Source organism: Nocardiopsis deserti (genome assembly GCF_008638355.1).
In the GTDB taxonomy this organism is placed as follows: Bacteria; Actinomycetota; Actinomycetes; order Streptosporangiales; family Streptosporangiaceae; genus Nocardiopsis; species Nocardiopsis alborubida.
This window is the reverse complement of record NZ_VWVS01000027.1, coordinates 49,471-68,414: the sequence shown is the minus strand read 5'-3', so window position 1 is coordinate 68,414 and position 18,944 is coordinate 49,471. Positions and strand designations below refer to the sequence as shown.

The following is an 18,944-nucleotide window of genomic DNA, read 5'->3' as shown; positions in this document are numbered from 1 at the left end:
GGGGCCCGCCGCGGCGGGGTCCTGGGTCCTAGTCGTCCTGGTCGTGCAACTCGATCGTCTCCACGCGCACGACCGGGTAGAGGCGCTCTAGGATCTCCTCCTCCTCGACGCTGACGGCCATTCCGGCCAGGGCCTCACGCAGGGCCCCGGGCAACTGCTTGCGGTCCATGCGCAGGCCGCCGTAGATGGCCACCAGGCGCAGGCGCACGGTAGCGGTGACACTGTCGGTCTCCCCGTCCTCCTCGGCGAGGTTGGCGGCGACCTGGCGCATGACCTCGTCGGGTCGGATGCGGGCGCCGTCGCGTCCGGCGAGCAGTAGCTCGCTGATCAGGTCGGCCAGCTGCGCGCTGTCGGCCTGGGCCAGCTGCTCGGCGAACGCCAGCAGCGGCGTGCGAACCTGGCTGTGGAACTCCTGCATGGTTTCTCCCTGTGTCGGTGGTGTTCCTGTGCGGGCCAGTGCGGGGGGTGGGGTTCCTCCGCGTTGGCCGGTGTGGGCCCCGTGCGGGGCTCTGGGGCGGGCCGCCCTCGGGGCTCCCCCGGGGGCGGCCGCCTCGGCTTCTAGTACTGGACTTCGGCGTACCGCTCGGGGACTCCCGTGCAGTACTGGTCGCGGTCGCCGTCGCCGTCTTCGTCGGTGATCATGTCGATTGCGATCTCTTCGGCCTCCTCGGCGTTTTCGGCCTCGACCCTCACCGTGTACTCGACTTCCTCGGTCACCTTGACCTCGTACGTGCGCATGGGCGCTCCTGTCTGTCCTCGTGGTGTTCGGGTGGCTGGGCGGGCCGCCCCGGATCATCCGGGGCGGCCCTGGCGGTCCGGCTAGTCCCAGTTCTGGGGGGCCGGGTGGCGGGCCTCCAGCCGCTCGAACTCGGCGACCTCCTCGCCGGTCGCCTGCCGGTACCCGGTGAGCTGCTCGGCCAGCGTGCGGCACGCGGTGGCCTCGTAGTCGCGCGAGATCCCGTCCCAGCTGGTCAGCACCACGCGGGTGCCGCCGACGGCGTACACGATCGCCCGGGAGACGATCGCGCCGTCTCGGGTGTCGCGGGCGATGAACCCGGTGTCCTCGATGGTGGACAGGATGCGGTCCAACTCGGTCATGTCGACCTGCTCTCTCTGTGGATTTGTCAATCAACCGCGCTGGTGGGGCGCCAACCCCTTCCAACACCTCTATTAAAGCACACTTGTCCATCACTATGCAACACAGCGGGGCGACGAAATCCCTGAAAAAAGACCTGATCAGAACCGGTCTCGTGTTGCTCAATAGTGGTTATGTGTGCTTTAATAGAGATGTCACCGGGGGTTGGCGCTCTTGGCGGCGAGTTGGTTGATAAATCCACAGAGAACAGGGAGACCACATTGGTCACTCGTGCACACACCCGCGCGACGGTCACGTGGGGGGAAGGCTTCACCTCCCCCGACCCTGAGGTCTGGCGGGAAACCATCCTCGTGATGGTGCCTCACCTGATCCTCACCGTGACCGGGGCGGACGCTCTGCTCGTCTGGATGCGGTCCTGGTCGGTGGCGCTGCGCTACGCAGAGCAGGTCTGGCCGGAGGGTCCGACGGGGCGCGAGGTTCCCCCGCCTCCGGCGGACGCCGCCAACCGGTTGACGCTGGGGCTGCGGCTTACCGCTGAGGTGGGCGGGCCCGAGATCGGCGCTCGGACGGCTGAGAGCGACCCTGACGGTCGGGGGAACCTGGTGATGACGCTGGATCCGGTCCGGTTCGTCATCCTCCACGGGGCCGCCTGGGAAAGCGCCTGGGCCACCTGGACGGCTACCTACACGGTGGGCGGCCAGCTGTGGGATCTGCCGCCGCTGGATGAGGTGACGGGCTCGGCGATGCGCTGGCAGCGTCACCAGATGGCCAGCAAGCGTCTGGGCCTCCTGTAGCGCGGTAGCGCGTGGGCCCTCCGGCATCCGGCCGGGGGGCCTTCTCTGTGGTTGGGCGGGGCTGCTCGCGCTGGGGCGTTCGTCGTCGGGGGCCTGGCGGGGATGTCCTGTCCGCGCGGGCTCGGGCGGCGGTGGTCTCGGTGCTGGTCGGCGGTGTTTTCTCCCCGCCAGCGTGTTGTACAACGATGGCTTGATGTGCTTTAATAGAGGTGTTGGGCGGGGTTGGCGCTCCGCCTAACGGGTTGGTTGATAAATCCACAGAGAGAGTTGGTCACGATGGCTATCACCTGCGTGCACGCCTGCCGCAACTGCTCCGGCAAGGGCTGGGTCTCGGTAGAGTCCCGCGACGACATGGAGCGCCTGGTGGTCACCGACTACCGGTGCGCATGCCGGGGCGTGATGTGCATGGCCTGCCAGTTCGGGGCCGCCTGCTGGGTGACCGGTGAGATGTACACCGGACCGGCGGAGTCGGCGACGTTCTGGGACGAGAACGGCGCGGAGGACTTCGAACGACTCGGCGACTGATGACCGGCGGCGCCTCGTCCCTGCGGGGGCGGGGCGCCTCTCTCTGTACAGAAAAAGGGCGACGGGCTGGGCCTTGGAACCGAGTGGTTCCGCAGCTCCTCAATGGCGACCCGCCGCCCCGGTGTTGATTGACTCCCACAAAGAAAGTGAGCGACACGACCATGGTAGAAGACAGCGGGCGGCCGGGCATCACCGTGGCCGAGATCGCCAAGAAGTACGGTCGTTCCCGGTCGCTGGTGGCCAACACCTGGACGCGGCGGCCTGAGTGGCAAGAGCGCGTGCGCGTGGTCGGCACCCGTGGCCGCGCCCTGGAGTACGACCCCGGGGACGTGGACGCCCTGGTGCGCGAGTGGATGTGGCTGCCGCCAACGAACCCGGGGATACCGGCCTCACGGCGCCTGACCATGCGCGAGATCGCGGAGTACTCGGGACTCACGTACGGGCGCATCCGTTCTGAGGCTTCCCGCGGGCGTCTGGCCGGCCACGACCAGGCGGACGCCGCCGGCACCCGGATGTGGACGCGCGCGCAGGTGGATGAGTTGCTCACCGGCTTCAAGTTTCGCGACCGCGACCGCGACCGCGGCTGACACGTGGCCGGCAGGGGCGGCCGGCGGGCCGGTCGGGGTTCCGGCGCCTGCCTCGGGGGCTCGCGCGCGTCCTGTCGGCGCCGGGTTCTCGACCGGAACAGGGGGTCCCGGGGGCGTGAGCCCCTGGGTACCACCAGACCTGTGCCGGGGCGCGCTGGTGCGCTGCCTGCCTGGTGGCATATGGCAAGAGGCCGCCGTCCCTGGCTGGGGCGGCGGCCTCTTCGCGTGGGCCCTGCTCGAACCAGGTGAGAGCAGGGCCGTGCTGGCTACTAATCGTACTTGTGGGGCCGCTGGGTGGCGTCCCGCTCCATGGCGTACAGCTCCACGGCGGCCGTGAGGTAAAGGTCTCCACGGCCGGACCTGACGATGGGGGTCGGCGCACTCGGGTCGCGACGGGGGGAGTCCTCGCCGAACAACTGGGAGACGCGCCCGGCGCTCCTGCCGAGGATGTTCCCGGCCTCGGCGGCTCCGACCACGGCCAGCGGGTCGGGGCGCATGATGCGGCGCCGGGTCTCGGCGTCGCTGGCCACGTCCAGGGCCTGAACGCGCGCGGTGGTGACTCCGGCCTCGGCCAGCGCCTGGAATGCGCGGGCGCGCGCCTGGGCGGCGGCCTCGATCGGGTCGGCCGTCTCGGGGCGGCTCTGGGCGATGAGTACGCCCTCGGTGCTGCGGTAGGTAACGACGGATCCGGCGTCCCTGAGCGCCTCGGCGCGGTTGTGTTCGGCCTCGCTGTCGGCTGGCCGTTCAATTCCTGATATGCGGATGGTGATATTCCACATGGTCAATCCTTTTGTTTGTAGCGTTATTTTGTTTGCAAGGTGATTGATCGCCGTGTGGGGCCGCCCCTGGCTGGGGCGGCCCCGGGCCTGGTTACTCCTCGGGGAAGACCAAGCCGTTACCACGCAGGGTGTTGAGCATGGTCAGCAGCTCCATGGCCGTGGCCGGGGTCTCATCGAAGAAGATGGCAACCCCGTCGCGGCGGAAGCTCCACCGGCCATTCTTGTCCTGGCAGACCTGGTACCCCTGCCGGACAGCGGCGGCGATGAGCTGATCCATGCGGCGATCAATCTCGTTCGTCAATGTCTTTTCACCCCCTTTCCGTTTGGTGTATCACCATGATAGCACAGATGGTAAAGCAACTGTACCATATGGAGGCCATTTTTTATGGCGCGTGTCACATCTGGGGATGGGCGCGCGCCATTACCTGGGAAAACGTCGTCGCTCGTGGTGCTGCCGCGGGGCTTTTAGAACAGGGGGAGCGGCTCGGGCGGTCTGCCCTGCTCGCTGGCGCGGCGTAGGACGGCCTCGACGTCGGCGGCGGCCTGGAGGTCGTCGGGGACGGCCTCGCCGCGTTCGCGCAGGGCTTGGGCGCGCTCGTGGGCGGCCTGGGCCTGGCGGATGGCGTCGCGCAACGCCTCGGCGCGTGCGCTCTTGCGGCCGGTGCGGGTGCGGGTGTCGTTGAGCGGAAACGTGTGTTTCCGCTGGTGGTACGCGCGGATGTTGTCGCCTCGGTCGATCAGCTCCCAGTGGCCGGGGTTCTGGCACGACGGCTCGTCGCATCGGTGGGCCACGACCGGGTCCGGGACGGCCAGGGTCGGCGTGATCAGCCGCCGGTGGTGGAGCTGGTAGCCGTAGACGTGCGCGGTGACCGTGCGTCCGGCGGCCGCGCCTCCTCCGGCTCGACCGGCCTTCAACTTGCCGTGCCCTGAGTCGCTGAGCGCCTGGCACCACGGCCAACACTGGTCCTCGCCGCGCCGGTAGATGGCGGCCCTGTAGGCGGTGGCGGTCTCCTCGCACGTCAGCAACGCCGTCCAGACATCGGCGTCCAGACGGGCGGCGGGGCCGCGGCGGCGCCGCGCGGGCGCTGCTTCCTCGGAGGGGTGCGGGGGCTGGGGGATGAGGTCGCCGAACAGGTCGACGTGCTCAGACATGGGTCGACTCCGTTCCGGCGGCGAGTCGGCCGTAGGCCAGGTATCCGCCACGGCGCCCGGGGCGGGGGGCGTCCAGGTGCTCGACGTGGGCGCGGCCTTCGGCCAGGGCCTGGGCGACGGCGTCGATGGCGTCGCGGTCTCCCTCCAGGCGCATGCGCACGCTGCGCGTCGGGGTGTGGGTGCGCGGGGGCGGCACGGGGGCGGGTTCGGCGCTCTGGGCCATCGCGGCGAGTACGCGCGCTACGGCTCGGCAGTCGCCGGCGGCGGTGTGGTCGCCTGCGCCCACGACGGCGAGCCGGTGCCACTTCCACGCGCCGCGCTCGCTGTTCCACTGGCCGGTCCATGCGGCGTGCTGGCGCATGGCGCATTCCCAATTGGCGCGGGTGGCCCATGCCTGGCCGGCCTCGACGCTGCCGAGTAGGCGGGCGTACTCCCCGGCCAGGATCCGCCGATCGAACGGGGTGTTCCACGCGATGACCGTGCGTCCGGCGGTGGCCAGGGTCAGGGCGTCGGCGACGGCGGCGAACGGGGGCGCGTCGGCGAGCTGGGCGGCGGTCAGGCCGTGGACGGCGGCGGCCTCGGGGTCGATGACCACGCCGGGGCCTGGGTTGATGCGGGTGTGCAGCAGTTCGCACCCGGCGGTGTCGGTCACGACCAGGTCGACCACGCGGCCGCGCTCGGCGCGGCTGGTGGTCTCGGTGTCGAGTATGACGGCGTTGGGGTCGCCGATCAGGGCGGCGGCCCAACGGGCGGCCGCGGCGCGCTCGGCGGCGGCCTGCTCGGGGGAGGGGGCGCCCCCGGCCGGGCGCGTGGCGGGTGCGGCGCCTCGTCGGGGGCGGGCCGTACGGGTGCGGCTCGGGGGTGCCATCGGGGGTCTCCTCCGTGTCAGGTGAGCGTGATGGTTACGACGGTGGCCACGGCCAGCAGCACACCGGCCAGGGCCAACCCTGCGGCTGCCGCTCGCTGGTGATGGTGCTTGCGCACGGCGATCGCCGCTTTGGCTCTGGCGCGCTCGGCGTGCCAGCGGGCGGGGTCGGCGGCGGCCTGGGCGAGTTCGGCGGTCAGGTCGGCCGGGGTGAGGCGCGCGTAGTGCGGGACTCCTCCGCTGCCTCCGTGGCGGGGCCACATGGCGGCCGCGAGGATGACCAGGACGACGGCCAGGACAGCGGCGGCCGCGCCCATGGCGACCTGCGCCACGGCGGGGAATCCTCCGTCGGCGCTGGTCAGACCGGCTCCGGCGACCAGGATGGTCAGCAGCACACCGGACAGACCGGCCAGGGCCGCGTTCGCGGTGTCGGTGCGGGCGAGATCGGCGGTGGCCTCGACGGCGGCGGCCTCGGCCAGGGCGGTCGGGTCCTCCTGCACAGGGCGGCGGGGCTCGGGGGTGGCGGCCGCGGGCGCCTGCTCGGTGTCGGGGCGCGCGGGGGCGGGGACCTGGTCGGCCTGCTCCTGGTCCTGCTCGGCGGTGTCGGTGGTGGTGGTGTCCGTGGGGGGCGTGCTCATCGGCCGGTCTCCTCCGGGCGGTGTGGGGGCCTGCGGGCTCACTCGTAGACGGCGGTGATCGGGGGCGGGCCGTAGTGCCAGGCCACGGGGTGGCCGGTCTCCTCGGAGCGGATCGACCACTCCAGCACCATCCCGGCGACGCTGTCGCCGGTGGCCTCGACCTGCTCGCGCGTGCGGGTGAGCAGGGTCCGCATGTGCTCCTGGGCCTGCTCGACGGTGACGTGGCCGGTGCTGAGGCGGTCCTCGGTCTGGTCGTCGTAGATCGCGTACACGGCGGTTCCTCTCGGTCGGGGTGGTTTCTCCACCCTGGGCAGCGGCCGGCGCGGCGCGCTACCGCGGATCGGTGGCCTGTGGATAACTCCGCGGTCAGGTGGTGGTGGTCTGGTCGCGGTCGGCCAGCTGGGCGCGCAGCTGCTCGACCTGCTCGCGCAGCTGCTTGGCCTGGTCGGCGTAGCCGCGACGGTCCGTGCGCTCCTCGCCGAGGTCGCGCTCGGCGGTGGCCACGCGCTTGGTGAGTTCTTCTATCCGGGTCTTGTACTCGCTCAGGCGCTCGTTCGTGGTGGCGCGCTCGCGGTCGGCCGCCTGGGTGAGGGCTTCGAGTTCGGCTTGGGCGCGCGCGGCGCGGCTCTCGGCTTGGCCCTGGGCGTTCTGGGCGGCGGTGACCTTGGCTTCGGCGTCGGTGCGCGCCTGCTCGACGTCGGCCGCGGCCTGCTCGGTCACACGCTTCTGCTCCTGCTGGGCGGCGGTGACCTTGGCTTCGGCGTCGGTGCGCGCCTTCTCGGCGGCATCCTGCGCCTTGGCGACCTTCGCGTCCCGGTCGGCCTCGGCCGCCTCGACCTTCCGGGCGGCGTCGGCGTGGGCGCGCTCGATGTCGGCCGCGGCGGTGGCGGCGATGGCCTGCATGCGCCCGTTGGCCTCCACGGTCAGGGCTTCGGCGCGCTGCTGGGCCTGCTCCATCGCCTCGATGGCCTCGCGGGTGACCTCTGCGGCCGCCTGAGCGCTCTCCTCGGCCTTGTCCCGCGCCTTCTCGGCGGTGCTGGCACGCTTTTCGGCCTCGACCTGGGCGAGCTTGGCCGCGCTGACCTGCTGTGCGGCACGGGCCTGGGCGGCGTCGATCTCGGCGGCCGCGGCTTCGGGATCGCCGGCCGTCTGGATCTTGTCGACCACCTCGTTCAGGACGGCGACCAGGCCGTCAATCTGCCCGGTCAGGCTCTGCCCGAGCTGGGCGGCGCGCTGGGTGCTCGTGGTGACTGGCCGGTCTCTCTCCTCCTGGGCCTGGCCGCTTTGGGCGGGGTTTTGTCCGCGGGCGATGCGGTCGCGCTCCTGCCACGCGCTCACGGCGCTGTGGACGGGGTTGCTCGGCAGGTGCGGGCCGTCGGGGTCGGTGCGCTGACCGCAGTATTTGGGCGGGCGGCCCTTGCCGGAGTAGTCCAGCAGTCGGCCGCAGCCGGGAAACCTGCACGTGTGCTCGTCGGTGGTGGGCTCGGTGGTGGTGTTCATGCTGCGGTGGCCTCGTAGGTCGTCGTGGTGGGCAGGGTCGATGACCTGATGATTTCAGCCAGCCGGGCGCGTTGGTGGCCGATCCCGCGCGTTCCGGCCAGCGGGGTGAGCGCGTGGGGCCACACCGCGCGCGCGGCCTGGGCGTAGGCGCGTCCGGCCAGGATCACGACCTGGTCGGCGTCGGCGGCGCCGAGTCGGGCGGCCTGGGCGCGCAGCTGCTCGGCGGTGACGGTACCGAGCTGGCCCATCCGGTGTTCGTAGGGCTCCAGTACCTGGGCGGGCTCGATGAGGCCGTGGCGGGCGGACAGGATGAGCACGCGCCCGCCTCGGGCGGTGAGCGCCTCGGCGGCGGCCGCGCACATGCGGTGGTAGCTGCCGGTGTACAGCTCCCGCGCGGGGGCCGGGCGGGTGGCTTTGCTGGCGCTGCACGGGATCACGACCAGGGGACCGGCGGTCTCCTCCGGCGTCCGGCCCGGCGTGGAGGGCTCGGCGGCGAACAGGGGCGGCTGCTCGGCGACCGCGGGCCGCGCCGGGCACGGCACGAGGGCGGGGCGGCGGCCGCGCTGGGCGTGCTCCAGGTGGTCGGCCACGGTCCAGGTGCCGAACACCTCCGCCAGGTCCAGGGCGCGTTCCACATCGCGGGTGCGCAGCTCGTCCAGGGTCACGGCGACCGGGCCCCGTGCCGTGCTCACCGTCAGCTCGGTGTTGGGCACGCTGTAGATGCGTCCTCGGGCGTGGATGCGCGACGCGCGGGGGCCGATGCTCACCAGCACACCGCCGAGCATGCTGGAGCGGGCGCGGGTGCGCCACGGGTGCCCGGGGACCAGGTCCGCGTACATGCCCGGGGCGACCACGCCGGGCTCGTCGGCACGGCGGGGTTCGGGCGCGTCCTGGCGTTCGCGCTCGGCGGCCTCGTACTCGGCCAGGGCCGCATCCGTGCTCGCCTGGATGCGGGCGGCGCGGGTGCGGCTGGCCTCCTCCCACACGCTCTCGCGCTCGGGCTCGATGTCGCAGGTGACGCGCTCGGGGAGACGCTCCTCGGCGGGGGTCGACATGTCGCGGCGCACGGCGCCGTCCAGGATCGCCGCGGCGGCCGCGGGGTCCTGCCACTGGGCCAGGTCCCATCCGGCGGCCTCGACGTGGGCGGCGGCCACGCGGTGAACCTGGTACGTCCACGGTGTGTCCGGGTCGACGGGATCGGCCGACAGGGCGGTTCCGATCGCCAACCGGCCGGCCAGGGCCTCCACGAACTCGCGACGCCAGCGGCGCAGCAGAGCCGGGATCTGGGGGGCGTCGGCCTCGTACTCGCCCGCCTCGGTGTGGCGCAGCCAGCGGCCGAACGTCTTCACGTGGGCGGTGGCGGTCCGCTCGATCGCGGCCAGGACGTGGGGCAGGGCCGCGACCATGCGGGTCACGTCGTCGACCCTGCCGACCAGGTCGACCTGGGTGGGGTGGTCGCCCACGTACGTCCACGTGGTGTTCTTGCCGGTCCTCTGCTCCTCCAGGTGCGTGCGGCGTGCGCGCACGCCGTAGGCGGAGGCCAGGGACAGGACGGCGTTGCGGCGGGGGGCCTCCCGGCGGCCGCGTGCGCTGACCTGGACGGTGAGGTGCGCGGTGGGAGCGCTGTGGGGGCCGTACTCCCACAGAACCAGGGCGCCGACGGGCGCGGCCAGGGGCTCCGGGGCGGTGGTGCTCTTCGTCGTGGGCATGACCCCAGACTATCATTACATTCTGTTTTATCAAAACATGATGAAACAAAATGAAATGCAATGTAATGAAAGTTCGGTTCGGGATGCCTGGGGCCCGAGGGCAGGCTGTTTCACCTGCTCACCGTCGTGGTCGCGCTGCTCTGGGGTCTCTCAGGCGGCCGATCCTCCGCGGGCGGCCCTGGTGAGGGCGGCGGCCTGGTCGGCGGCCGCCGCGGCGGCGAGCACTGCCGCGACCTCGGGCAGGTCGGGGACGATGGCGGCCGCGTCGCGCACCGCGTAGCGCAACAGGGCGGCGGCCTCGGCCAGAGCCCGCCGGTCCAGGCGGGCACGGGCCAGGGCTCGGCGTCGCTCGGGGGTGCCCCTGCCGGGGGCGGCCTGGGCGCGCAGCTCGGCGGCGATCTCCTCGGCGCGCTCGGCCAATTCCTCGACCTGGTCGGGGGCGGTGGGATTGAGCTTGCCGAGCCGGGCCAGGGCGCGGCGCCGCTCGGGCTCGGTGAGGCCGGTGTCCTGCTCCAGGCGCTCGGCCTCGGCAACCAGGGCGGCCTGGCGGGTGAGCGGGCCGAGCTGGCGAACGAGTTCGGCGACCAGGTCGACGCAGCGCAGGGTCTGGGGGTCCAGGCACAGGGCGGGGTCCTCCTCCAGCGCCTGGGCGGCCTGGGCCAGGGCTCGGCCGACACGCTCGGGGTCGGCGCCGGGGGTTCCTGCAGAAAGGGTCGCGTGGCGCTCGACGGCGGCCGTGATGTCGGCGCGCACGGCTCGCACGGCGGGGTGGGCGGCCAGGTCCGGGGCGGTGGCGGTCATAGTGGTCTCCTCGGGGAGGGCGGTCGCCGTGGTGGTGGCGCGGCTGTCTCACGCGGCGGCGGCCAGGGCCTGGGCGCGGGCGGCGGCGTGGTCGGGGCGGCCGGTGCGGGTGCGGGGGTAGCGGGTGCGGCGGCGTCCGGTCATGTGGGCCAGGGAGCCGCGGGGGGCGCGCAGGGCCTCGACCTCGCCCGTCCAGGCGGCCCACACCAGCCGTTCGGCCTCGTAGCGGGCCATACGGCGAGCGCGGGTACCCGCGACATCCAGGGCGCGGGCGGCGTCGTCGTAGCGGTCGGGGCGTGTGCGCAGGTGGCCGGTGGTGGAGTCGGTGGCCACCAGGTGCCAGGATGCGAGGGTGTGCAGGTGTCGGGCGATGGTGTGGGGGCGGTAGCCGGTGCGCCGGACCAGGAAGTCTATGGTGTAAAGCTCGGTGTCGTTCGGGGTCTGGGCGAGTGCGGCCGCCGTGGTCTCCACGTGCCGGCCGAGACCTCCCGTGCGTCGTGCGCGGGGCTCGGTCCATACGTCGTGCGCTGCGTGGTCCAGGCGCCCGGTGAGCTGGTCCAGCAGGGCCTGGCGGGTCAGGTCCCGGGGCACGTCCGCGGGCGCTGGGGTCGCTTGTGTCCCACCCTGGGATTCGGGGAGGACGCGAACCTGCTGAGCCGCCCATGCCTCGGGCAGGACCAGGCGGTAGGTGTGGGAGCGGCGTCCCTCGCCCTCCTGGACCAGGGCGAGACGGCCGTCCAGGACCAGGCGGGCCAGGGCGCGGGCGGCGGTGGAATGCACCATCCCGGCCCGGTCCGCCAGACGGCGCCCGTCGATCTCCACGGTGTCCGTGCACGCCTCCAGCGCCATCGTGGCCACGAAGTGCAGGGCCTTGGCGTCGCTGGGGCCCGACTGGGGCCGCCACCAGGTGGGGATCTCGGTCGTCTGCTGCACGCACCACACGGTCTCGACCAGCGCCCGAATCTCCGGCGTGTCCTGGGTGCGCTGGATCCGGCGGGGCAGACGCGCCGCGTAGGCGACCTGACGGCCCCACTGCCGGGTGAGCAACCGGCGCTGGTCGGCGCCGCTGCGCGGACGGCGGCCGCCGTCGACGGCCTGGGTACGCACGTGCTCGAACCCGGGCGCGTGCGGGCGCTCTGCGAACACCTGGAGCACGTCCGCCAGCGACCAGCGGGCCAGGGCCAGACCGGTGAGGATCCGCGCGAGGTGCGCGGAGGCGTCCGCCTCCGGGGCCTGGGCGAGCAACGCCGCGGTGGTCGACGGCATCGGCCGCCTGCGGCCGACCAGCCGCACGGCCTCGGTGTCGATGATCCCGGCCGAACCGGCGGCCGTCTCGGGGTCCTCGGGCTCGGGCACCGGGCCGAGCGCCTCGGCGAACGCCTTCAGGCGCGCGAGGGTGTTGGGGGCGGCATCGGCGTAGGCGGCGGCCGCCATCGGGTCCTGCGGCTCGATCAGGCGGGAGTACCCGCCGTTGCGGTGCGGGGCACCGGGCGGGCGCACGCACCCGGTGGACGGGTTGAGCAGCGCGCTCTTGTCGACGGTGGGGCAGCGGTGCGCGGCCGCGTGCGCGATGCGCGCCACCAGCCGCGCCGGGGCCCCGACCGCACGCGGATCCACCACGGGCACCCACAGGTGAATGCCGCCCGGGGACCCTGAGGCGGCCACCAGGTAGGCCAACCCGGCCTGGTCCAGGTGCTTGGCGAGGAACGCCGCGTCCTCGCGCACCTGCTCCGCGCTGTGCTTCTTGGCGTCCAGGTCGAACACCACGAACCTGAACCGGCGGCGCTCGTCGGCGAGGTAGACGGCGTACGGGCCCTGCGGCGGGTGCGCGGTGACGCGCTCCTCGTCGTCGTAGCGGTGCGCCCACTCGCCGGACTCGGTGCGCACATCACACCGCACGCGGCCACGCGGGGCGTGCCAGCGGGTGAACTCGTTCCACACCTGCTCAGCGCGGGTGACGGCATCGGGGGACGGGGCTGGCCTGGAGACGCGCGTACGCCGCTGTACAGCGCGTTCCCGCCCTGATTTCGGGCGTACTCGGCCAGACCCGGGGGGCTCATGTATGATGAGGGCTCCACGGGTTCTACTAGCTCCTGTGAACGCCGAAGGCCCCGCCCGGTGAGGGACGCGGAAATCGGCTGAGGTGGTCCGCCGCAAACGGACCTCCTTGCACAGACCGGCCGGCAAGCCGGGATGTGCGTGGTGATGCGTGGTGAACGGTCGCAAGCCGTTCATATGAAGTTTTTTTCTGTCAGATCAGAGATCGCGGGCTGTGGCAGGCGATGCGATCTCTACTCAAATCTCGTGCTCAGGCCCGGTCAACCGACCGGGCCTCACGCATGTCTAGGCGGTCATCAGCTGCCCTTGGTCGGGCCCCTCCATGAACGGGGCGACCTTCTCCACAACGATCGCGTCCAGGAAGTCCTGCACAGACTTCCCTTCTGCGGCCGCGGCTCGTTCCAGGGCGCTGTTCACCCTCAGCTCGAACCGGAGCAAGCGCGCGTGACGGTCGCCCTTCGAGGGGCGTCCGCCCTTCTGCTTGGGTTCCTTGCTCGGGGTAGCCGATGTACTCATAGCCCTATACCTATCAGATATCAGAAACGCTCACGGCAGTTCCTGGCGTGTCGCGTGCATCTTTCTGATGACCGTTTCCGGTCACGGGGTTTGTATCCCCAGATGTCCGTTTCTGTCAGCCCTCCCGGCTAGAGTCCCGGTCAGGACGCCCTACAGGGGCGGGCTCGGTTCCCCGCAGCCACCCCACCATCACTCTACGCGGTCACTCAATGGCAGATAATGATGGACCGAAACCAAGGCCGCTCGGTAGGATCACCCTATGCCCTCGAAATGCACGTGCAGACGCGCGATCCGGCGCACAGGTTGACTTGACCTGAGCGTCTGGCGCGGCCCCCTTCCGCGCTCGTCCCTCGGTTCCCCTTCACGTTCACGATCGGTTCCCAGATGCTTCTGTCACTCGCGCTCGACCCCGGCGTTCTTCACCTCGCGGCCGAGGGGCCCGGCCCCGTCCTGCACCTGGCGGACTCCGCCCCGGACACCGGCGGCCTGGCCGACTTCCTGAGGGGCTTCTTCGGGCCGCTGTTCCTGGTCATCGTGTCCATCGTGGCCATCTTCTTCCTGTTCACCCGGGAGATCACGCGCTTCGCGCAGTTCATCATCCTGGCCGTCTTCATCGGGCTCGTCTTCTACGTCCCCGGGATTATCGAGGTCATCGCGGTGGCGCTCGCGCGCGCCATGGGCGTGTCCACCGAGTAGGACGCGCTCCTCACTATCTGTCACTCACTGCAAGGGGGGATTTCGTGGGTACCGACAACGGGAACAACTTGGATCTGCCGTCGGCTGATGAGCTGGTCTCGCATGACCGGTCGCTCACCTGGTCGGGCACCCGGGTACCGGGCAGTGCGCCGCCGCGCACCGCCGCCCAACCGTCGGCCGCGGGGGAGCGGTCCGAGCCGGAGCCGCTGGGCTCCGAGAACGCGGGCACCGGCGCGGGTCCGGCTCCGGAGACACCGGCCACGCCCGGCCCGGCGGCCGCCCCGACGGCGTCGACGTCTGCTGCGCCGCCCTACCCTCCTGCGGGCCCGCGGCCGCGCTCGCCGTTCGCACACACCGGCGCCGGGGACGGCGAACGCCCGGCCGAGCCCCGCCCGGACCAGGCGCCGGCGCCCTACGCGCCACCGCACGCGGGAGCCGGTGCTCCGGTGCCGCTGTTCCCGCCCCCGGCCTCGGGCCAGGACGGCGACCAGGGCGCGGGCCTGGACGCGCAGGGCCCCGGTGCGGTCCCGGGTGATCGCGGGTCCCGGATGTTCATGCTGGGGGAGGCGCCCCTCCCGGCCCCTGCGGTGCCTCCGGCTCTGTCCGCGTCCTCGACGCCCTCGGCGCCGTCGGTGCCGCTGGCTCCGGAGAACTCGGCCGACCTGACCAGTGAGCGGCTGATCCGCTCCCGCACGGGCATGCCGGCCTCGCCGTGGCGGCGGGCCGTGTACCGGCTGACCGGCGGCCGGGTCAACCTGGGCGAGTCCCCGAAGGAACAGCGGCGCCGGGTGCTGCGCGCGGCCGCAGCCACGCACCTGCGCGGGCATCGGCGCATCGCGGTGATGTGCATCAAGGGCGGGGTCGGCAAGACCACGACGTCGTTCGTGCTGGGGTCGGTGCTGGCGGACCTGCGCGGGGACCGGGTGATCGCCGTCGACGCGAACACGGACCAAGGGACTCTGGCCGGCCGCATGAGGACGGAGACGGCCAAGACCATTCAGGACCTGCTGCGGGATCCGGGGGTGCGCGGGTACTACGACGTGCGCGGCTACACCTCTCAGGCGCCGTCGCGCCTGGAGGTGCTCGCCTCGAATGAGGATCCGGCGATCACGGATGCGTTCTCGGCGTCCGACTACCGGAAGGTCACCGAGATCCTGGAGCGTTTCTACTCCATCTGCATTTCCGACTGCGGTACCGGGATTCTGCACGATGTGATCCGCGGTGAGGGCGGGGTGCTGGACCGCACGGACCAGCTGATCGTGGTGTCCAACACGTCCATCAACGGCGCGAAAAAGGCGGCGGAAACCATGGACTGGCTGGAAGAGAACGGCTATAAGGACCTGGTCCGCAATTCTATTTCCGTGATCAACATGGTGGGCACGAAGGGGCATAACCAGATCGACATGCCCCAGATGATGGCGCATTTCCGTTCCCGGTCGCGCGCGGTGGTGCAGGTGCCGGTGGATGAGCACCTGAGCACCGATGACCGGATCGACCTGGAGTTGCTCGCCCCGGCGACGCGGGATGCGTTCCTGGAGCTGGCCGCGCTGGTGGGTGGCGAGTTCAGCAAGCAGCCGACCAGGTAGGGGTGCGAACCAAGTAAGCCAGAAAGGGGCAATGGGCCAACGTTTGCGCAGGTCAGGAGGTAGGCCAATCCGGAGCTTTTGAGTGGTCTAGCGATCCGGCGTGGTTCGTCCCGGTATCGACCGGTTCTGACCTCCGGTAACTGCTCTTATCAGTACGGTCAGCGCCGGTTCTTGCGGCGCTGGACTTCATCAGACGAAGGAATCCTTCATCGGATGAAGCGCATTGCCCCTTCCGGCCTTATTTGGTTCGCCCCCCAGGTAGGACGGTACCCCTGACCCCCTGTAGCGCTCGCGGCCCCGGGACCGGTTCGGTCCCGGGGTCTCGCGCGGAAAGGACTCCCCATGCAGCGTCGTGACCCCCGGCGGCGAGGTTGGCGCCTGACGTTGACCCTGTTTTTCCTGATGGCCTGCCTGGTGCTGGTGCCGGGGTCCTCGTCGGCGCTGAGCTGGTGTGACGAGAAGCTCGCCCCTGAGCCGGCGACGACCGGCCAGGGCGTGGATGCGGTCCTGAACAATGAGCCGGTGGTGGATCGCATTCCGCCGATCGGGAGTGAGGGCTCGGGGAAAGGGCTCTACGAAGAGTATTTGATGTCGGGCACGACCTGGTTCGTGATCATCGACAGCGAAGACTGTTTCGATGAGCAGCGCACGCAGGGGTGGCCTTTCCTCTACAGCATTTTGTGGGGCACGGCGCGGGCCGTGGACATGGTCGCGATTGAGGCGCTGCGTTTCGCCATCGCGCCGCCGCTGGAGGAACTGGAGGCGGTGGTGGTCGACGTGGTCGACCACATGCGTGATGAGATCTGGCGGCCGCTGCTGCCTGTCATCACGATCTTGGGCGCGGTCACCCTGGCCTGGTGGGGCCTGGTCCGCAAACGGGCGACGCTCACCTTTGAAGGCGTCATTTGGATGGTGGCGGCGACCACCACCGGGCTGTGGATCCTGTCCGCTCCCGCCAGTTTCATGGGCATGGTCAACGGCGCCATGACCTTCGGTGAGAACCTGATGACGTCGGCGGTGACCACGGTCACCGACGACGGGTCGGACGGGCGGTGCATCCCGGGGGCCCCGGAGGTCGTCCGGGGCGTGGGGGAGGACCACCGCGAGTTCGTCGCGCGCCAGCAGGCCGAGTACCTGTATGAGTCGCTGGTGTGCCGCCCCTGGATCGTGGGCGAGTTCGGGTCGGGGCCGGCCGCTGAACAGTTGGCCGAGGAACACGCTCGGGACGTCATCCACGCGCAGGCGCTGACCCGTACCGAGTCCCTGAGCGTGGGCACCAACGTAGACGAAGACGGCAACGACGAGTATTACGACACCCTGGTGGAAGAGCGCCAAGAGCAGTTCGGCGAGATCTCCTCGGCGATCGAAAGCGCCCACACTCCCACCTGGGACATGTTCCGCGGGGCCAAGGGCGGGGATCGCGCGCTTGCGGGGCTGGTCGGTCTGGCCGCGGCCCTGACCGGCGGGCTGATGGTCCTGGCGGCCGCCATCGGGCTGCTGGTGATCAAACTCGGTTTCCTGCTGCTGATGCTGCTCTCCCCCATCTTCTTCCTCGTGGGCATTCACCCGGGGTGGGGGCGCCGGGTCCTGCTGCGCTGGGCCGAGCTGCTCGCGGGGCTCTTCCTCAAAATCTGGATGTGGATGGCCATGCTGCTCATCCTCGTCCTGGTGCTCAACGTCATCCTCTCCTCAGTTGAGCCCTACGGCCTGGCCCTGGTGATGCTCGGCGCCCTGACCGTGGCCGTCCTCAAGTACAAGGACGCCATTTGGACACCGCTGACGAATATCCAGTTCTCCGGCAGTGCCTCCGGCGGCGGGGGTGGGGGCGGGGGCGGCTACTCCGCGCTGCGCCATCAGATGACCCGGGGGGCCACACGCGCGGCGGGCACGGCCACGCGCAAGGCCGGGTCGCTGACCACCGATGCCGCCAAGCTCGCCACCAAGGGGGCCGTGGTCGGCACCGGGGCCGTGGGCGTGGGCGCCGTCGCGGCGGGCTACATGGCCACGCGCGCCCTGAACAAGAAGAAGAACGGCGACCAGGACCAGGGCAAGAGCGGTTCGCAGACCGTGGCGGACGCCTTCACTAACATGCGCAAGGAGGCGCCGGACCGGCGCGGGGACTCCTCCGAGCGGGACCAGGTCGTGCGCCAGGGCGCGGGCGCTCCGCGTCCCACGCGCAAGGACGGCGCCGCCTCGCGGACGGCGCGGCCGTCGGCTGAGGCTCCCGAGCGGCACACGCCCGCGGGCGGGCGGGCTCCCACGCGGACCGAGACCGGCCAGGGCGTGCGGGGGGACCGCCAGCCGGACCAGGCGCCGGCCGCGGGCGGACGCCCGTCCTCGGGCTCGGCTGCGCCGGATCGCTCGGGTTCGGCGGGCCGGTCGGGGCCGCGGCCTGCGCCGCGCGGTGATCAGCCCTCCCCGGCTCCGCAGCGGCGCGACCCCACGGGGGGTTCCTGATGGGCGCCAAGAAGGGTCTGGCCGGTGTGGGGCTGGGTCTGGGCGCGTGCGTGCTCGCCCTGGCCGTGGTCATGCAACAGCTCACCGCGATGACCTACCGGCAGGGTGGGGCGAGTCAGTCGTGTCAGCCGGGCAGCACGCGGCCGAGCGGGGTGGTCGACCAGGCCGGGGTGAGCGATGCGGCGGAGGGTGAGATCCCCGCCGAGATGCTGGAGCTGTACCAGGACGCCGCGGAGGCGTACGGGATGGACTGGGCGCTGCTGGCCAGCGTGGGGTATCAGGAGTCCACCCACAACACGAACCGGGCCGTGGACGTGGAGAATCGCGCCCGTGCGCTGGGGCCGATGCAGTTCACTCCGGCCGCGTGGGAGCACCACGGCCGGTACTGGGGGGACCTGACCGGCGATGAGGGCACGCCTCCGCTGGAGGACCGCCTCGACCCGGCCACGTCGGTCTGGAGCGCGGCGCACAAGCTGACCGACCAGGGGGTGAACGGCAGTCCTGAGGCGGCGCTCATCGCCTATTACGGGGCCGATACCGACGGGTACGTGGATTCGGTCATGAACCGGGCCGACAACTACCGGGACGGGGAATTCTCCTCGGGCACCGGCGGCGAGATCGTCATGACCAGCGCGGACTGTCCGCAGGAAGGCACCGGCATTCCTGGGCAGGCTCCGTCCTACTCGGTGGACGCGCTGGCCGCACAAACGCATCTGGAGCCGTGCATTGTGGAGAATCCGCCGTTCTCCCCGGGCAATATTCGGCCGTTGACATGCGCGGCGCACCGTAATTTCGTGGAGAACTTCGGGCCGCGGCTGAACTTCGGGGGCAACTGCATTCGCAGCGGCGGGGGCGGGGATCATCCTCGGGGTCTGGCCTGCGACTACATGACCTCACCCGGGGGGACCTACTCCACGGGGCCTCAGGAGGAACTGGGCGACATGATCGCCGAGCACGCCGTCACCAACGCCGATACCCTGGGCGTGAAATACGTGATCTGGCGCAAGTCCATTTGGAACGCTGGGTGGACGCTCTGCCCGCCCGACCGGTACGACCGCACGGACGGTTGGTACAACGGGGTTCCGGATGTTGAGGGCGGGAAGTGGTGCGGTATGGAAGACCGCGGATCCATCACAGAGGACCATTACGACCACGTCCACATTTCCTACATCGGATAGCCGCGCG

The 18,944-nt window shown here is 71.2% G+C and carries 21 protein-coding genes; 7 read left to right on the top strand and 14 right to left on the bottom strand.

The features are described 5' to 3' along the window. Positions 1-28: 28 nt before the first annotated feature. The 3 genes from FYW99_RS29205 to FYW99_RS29195 all read right to left on the bottom strand — a co-directional run bounded on the left by FYW99_RS29205 (position 29) and on the right by FYW99_RS29195 (position 1,098). Complete coding sequence (locus FYW99_RS29205; RefSeq protein WP_150255357.1) at positions 29-418, bottom strand: hypothetical protein; 390 nt, start codon at positions 416-418, stop codon at positions 29-31. A 140-nt stretch (positions 419-558) separates the two neighbouring features. After that, the gene (locus FYW99_RS29200) at positions 559-738 is read right to left on the bottom strand and encodes a hypothetical protein (protein ID WP_150255355.1); all 180 of its coding nucleotides are present in this window, start codon (positions 736-738) and stop codon (positions 559-561) included. A gap of 81 nt (positions 739-819) precedes the next feature. Next, positions 820-1,098 (bottom strand): hypothetical protein, encoded by a 279-nt coding sequence (locus tag FYW99_RS29195; RefSeq protein ID WP_150255353.1) that lies wholly within the window; start codon positions 1,096-1,098, stop codon positions 820-822. A 351-nt stretch (positions 1,099-1,449) separates the two neighbouring features. On the opposite strand from FYW99_RS29195, the gene FYW99_RS29190 reads away from it, so the two are divergent. From FYW99_RS29190 to FYW99_RS29180, 3 genes are all read left to right on the top strand, one after another. Next, positions 1,450-1,890, top strand: coding sequence for a hypothetical protein (locus FYW99_RS29190; protein WP_150255351.1), 441 nt, complete (start codon positions 1,450-1,452; stop codon positions 1,888-1,890). Between the two features lie 276 nt (positions 1,891-2,166). Further along, complete coding sequence (locus tag FYW99_RS29185; RefSeq protein ID WP_150255348.1) at positions 2,167-2,415, top strand: hypothetical protein; 249 nt, start codon at positions 2,167-2,169, stop codon at positions 2,413-2,415. 161 nt (positions 2,416-2,576) lie between these two features. Then, on the top strand, positions 2,577-3,002 hold the full coding sequence (locus FYW99_RS29180) for a hypothetical protein (protein WP_150255346.1): 426 nt from the start codon (positions 2,577-2,579) through the stop codon (positions 3,000-3,002). 269 nt (positions 3,003-3,271) lie between these two features. Here FYW99_RS29180 and FYW99_RS29175 read toward each other — a convergent pair whose 3' ends face one another. The 11 genes from FYW99_RS29175 to FYW99_RS29120 form a co-directional block, all read right to left on the bottom strand. Beyond that, a complete protein-coding gene (locus FYW99_RS29175; RefSeq protein WP_150255343.1) occupies positions 3,272-3,781 on the bottom strand; it encodes a hypothetical protein in 510 nt (169 codons plus the stop codon). A 91-nt stretch (positions 3,782-3,872) separates the two neighbouring features. Further along, positions 3,873-4,058 (bottom strand): hypothetical protein, encoded by a 186-nt coding sequence (locus FYW99_RS29170; protein WP_150255341.1) that lies wholly within the window; start codon positions 4,056-4,058, stop codon positions 3,873-3,875. A 188-nt stretch (positions 4,059-4,246) separates the two neighbouring features. Continuing rightward, positions 4,247-4,933: a hypothetical protein gene (locus FYW99_RS29165; RefSeq protein ID WP_150255339.1), complete on the bottom strand. Its 687-nt coding sequence runs from the start codon at positions 4,931-4,933 to the stop codon at positions 4,247-4,249. Further along, a complete protein-coding gene (locus tag FYW99_RS29160; protein ID WP_190394856.1) occupies positions 4,926-5,801 on the bottom strand; it encodes a 3'-5' exonuclease in 876 nt (291 codons plus the stop codon). The genes FYW99_RS29165 and FYW99_RS29160 overlap by 8 nt, the downstream gene beginning before the upstream one ends. A 17-nt stretch (positions 5,802-5,818) precedes the next feature. After that, on the bottom strand, positions 5,819-6,436 hold the full coding sequence (locus FYW99_RS29150; protein WP_150255333.1) for a hypothetical protein: 618 nt from the start codon (positions 6,434-6,436) through the stop codon (positions 5,819-5,821). 38 nt (positions 6,437-6,474) lie between these two features. Continuing rightward, positions 6,475-6,708 (bottom strand): hypothetical protein, encoded by a 234-nt coding sequence (locus FYW99_RS29145; protein WP_150255331.1) that lies wholly within the window; start codon positions 6,706-6,708, stop codon positions 6,475-6,477. Positions 6,709-6,802: 94 nt separating this feature from the next. Further along, positions 6,803-7,936, bottom strand: coding sequence for a coiled-coil domain-containing protein (locus FYW99_RS29140; RefSeq protein ID WP_150255329.1), 1,134 nt, complete (start codon positions 7,934-7,936; stop codon positions 6,803-6,805). After that, on the bottom strand, positions 7,933-9,645 hold the full coding sequence (locus FYW99_RS29135; protein ID WP_150255327.1) for a DUF6884 domain-containing protein: 1,713 nt from the start codon (positions 9,643-9,645) through the stop codon (positions 7,933-7,935). The genes FYW99_RS29140 and FYW99_RS29135 overlap by 4 nt, the downstream gene beginning before the upstream one ends. Positions 9,646-9,795: 150 nt before the next feature. Further along, complete coding sequence (locus FYW99_RS29130; protein ID WP_150255324.1) at positions 9,796-10,446, bottom strand: hypothetical protein; 651 nt, start codon at positions 10,444-10,446, stop codon at positions 9,796-9,798. A 48-nt stretch (positions 10,447-10,494) separates the two neighbouring features. Beyond that, positions 10,495-12,333 carry a non-homologous end-joining DNA ligase LigD gene (gene ligD / locus FYW99_RS29125; RefSeq protein ID WP_150255322.1) on the bottom strand — a complete coding sequence of 613 codons (1,839 nt, stop codon included), beginning with the start codon at positions 12,331-12,333 and terminating at the stop codon, positions 10,495-10,497. A 456-nt stretch (positions 12,334-12,789) separates the two neighbouring features. Then, positions 12,790-13,020, bottom strand: coding sequence for a hypothetical protein (locus FYW99_RS29120; RefSeq protein ID WP_150255320.1), 231 nt, complete (start codon positions 13,018-13,020; stop codon positions 12,790-12,792). 384 nt (positions 13,021-13,404) lie between these two features. Between FYW99_RS29120 and FYW99_RS29115 the strand changes: the two genes are divergently transcribed. The 4 genes from FYW99_RS29115 to FYW99_RS29100 all read left to right on the top strand — a co-directional run bounded on the left by FYW99_RS29115 (position 13,405) and on the right by FYW99_RS29100 (position 18,937). Further along, complete coding sequence (locus tag FYW99_RS29115; RefSeq protein WP_150255318.1) at positions 13,405-13,716, top strand: hypothetical protein; 312 nt, start codon at positions 13,405-13,407, stop codon at positions 13,714-13,716. 44 nt (positions 13,717-13,760) lie between these two features. Then, positions 13,761-15,302: a MinD/ParA family ATP-binding protein gene (locus FYW99_RS29110; RefSeq protein ID WP_150255316.1), complete on the top strand. Its 1,542-nt coding sequence runs from the start codon at positions 13,761-13,763 to the stop codon at positions 15,300-15,302. Positions 15,303-15,644: 342 nt separating this feature from the next. Then, entirely contained in the window at positions 15,645-17,759 is a 2,115-nt protein-coding gene (locus FYW99_RS29105) for a hypothetical protein (RefSeq protein WP_150255313.1), read from the top strand. After that, positions 17,759-18,937: a transglycosylase SLT domain-containing protein gene (locus FYW99_RS29100; protein ID WP_150255311.1), complete on the top strand. Its 1,179-nt coding sequence runs from the start codon at positions 17,759-17,761 to the stop codon at positions 18,935-18,937. Before FYW99_RS29105 ends, FYW99_RS29100 begins: the two co-directional genes overlap by 1 nt. Positions 18,938-18,944 lie beyond the last annotated feature (7 nt).

Excerpts from the sequence above, each read along its gene's own strand:
- FYW99_RS29135 (WP_150255327.1), bottom strand. The coding sequence starts at position 9,645 with ATGCCCACGACGAAGAGCACCACCGCCCCGGAGCCCCTGGCCGCGCCC.
- FYW99_RS29140 (WP_150255329.1), bottom strand. The coding sequence starts at position 7,936 with ATGAACACCACCACCGAGCCCACCACCGACGAGCACACGTGCAGGTTT.
- FYW99_RS29100 (WP_150255311.1), top strand. The coding sequence starts at position 17,759 with ATGGGCGCCAAGAAGGGTCTGGCCGGTGTGGGGCTGGGTCTGGGCGCG.
- FYW99_RS29175 (WP_150255343.1), bottom strand. The coding sequence starts at position 3,781 with ATGTGGAATATCACCATCCGCATATCAGGAATTGAACGGCCAGCCGAC.
- FYW99_RS29150 (WP_150255333.1), bottom strand. The coding sequence starts at position 6,436 with ATGAGCACGCCCCCCACGGACACCACCACCACCGACACCGCCGAGCAG.
- FYW99_RS29180 (WP_150255346.1), top strand. The coding sequence starts at position 2,577 with ATGGTAGAAGACAGCGGGCGGCCGGGCATCACCGTGGCCGAGATCGCC.
- FYW99_RS29120 (WP_150255320.1), bottom strand. The coding sequence starts at position 13,020 with ATGAGTACATCGGCTACCCCGAGCAAGGAACCCAAGCAGAAGGGCGGA.
- FYW99_RS29165 (WP_150255339.1), bottom strand. The coding sequence starts at position 4,933 with ATGTCTGAGCACGTCGACCTGTTCGGCGACCTCATCCCCCAGCCCCCG.
- FYW99_RS29200 (WP_150255355.1), bottom strand. The coding sequence starts at position 738 with ATGCGCACGTACGAGGTCAAGGTGACCGAGGAAGTCGAGTACACGGTG.
- FYW99_RS29130 (WP_150255324.1), bottom strand. The coding sequence starts at position 10,446 with ATGACCGCCACCGCCCCGGACCTGGCCGCCCACCCCGCCGTGCGAGCC.
- FYW99_RS29190 (WP_150255351.1), top strand. The coding sequence starts at position 1,450 with ATGGTGCCTCACCTGATCCTCACCGTGACCGGGGCGGACGCTCTGCTC.
- FYW99_RS29115 (WP_150255318.1), top strand. The coding sequence starts at position 13,405 with ATGCTTCTGTCACTCGCGCTCGACCCCGGCGTTCTTCACCTCGCGGCC.
- FYW99_RS29185 (WP_150255348.1), top strand. The coding sequence starts at position 2,167 with ATGGCTATCACCTGCGTGCACGCCTGCCGCAACTGCTCCGGCAAGGGC.
- FYW99_RS29105 (WP_150255313.1), top strand. The coding sequence starts at position 15,645 with ATGCAGCGTCGTGACCCCCGGCGGCGAGGTTGGCGCCTGACGTTGACC.
- FYW99_RS29160 (WP_190394856.1), bottom strand. The coding sequence starts at position 5,801 with ATGGCACCCCCGAGCCGCACCCGTACGGCCCGCCCCCGACGAGGCGCC.
- FYW99_RS29170 (WP_150255341.1), bottom strand. The coding sequence starts at position 4,058 with ATGGATCAGCTCATCGCCGCCGCTGTCCGGCAGGGGTACCAGGTCTGC.
- FYW99_RS29205 (WP_150255357.1), bottom strand. The coding sequence starts at position 418 with ATGCAGGAGTTCCACAGCCAGGTTCGCACGCCGCTGCTGGCGTTCGCC.
- FYW99_RS29195 (WP_150255353.1), bottom strand. The coding sequence starts at position 1,098 with ATGACCGAGTTGGACCGCATCCTGTCCACCATCGAGGACACCGGGTTC.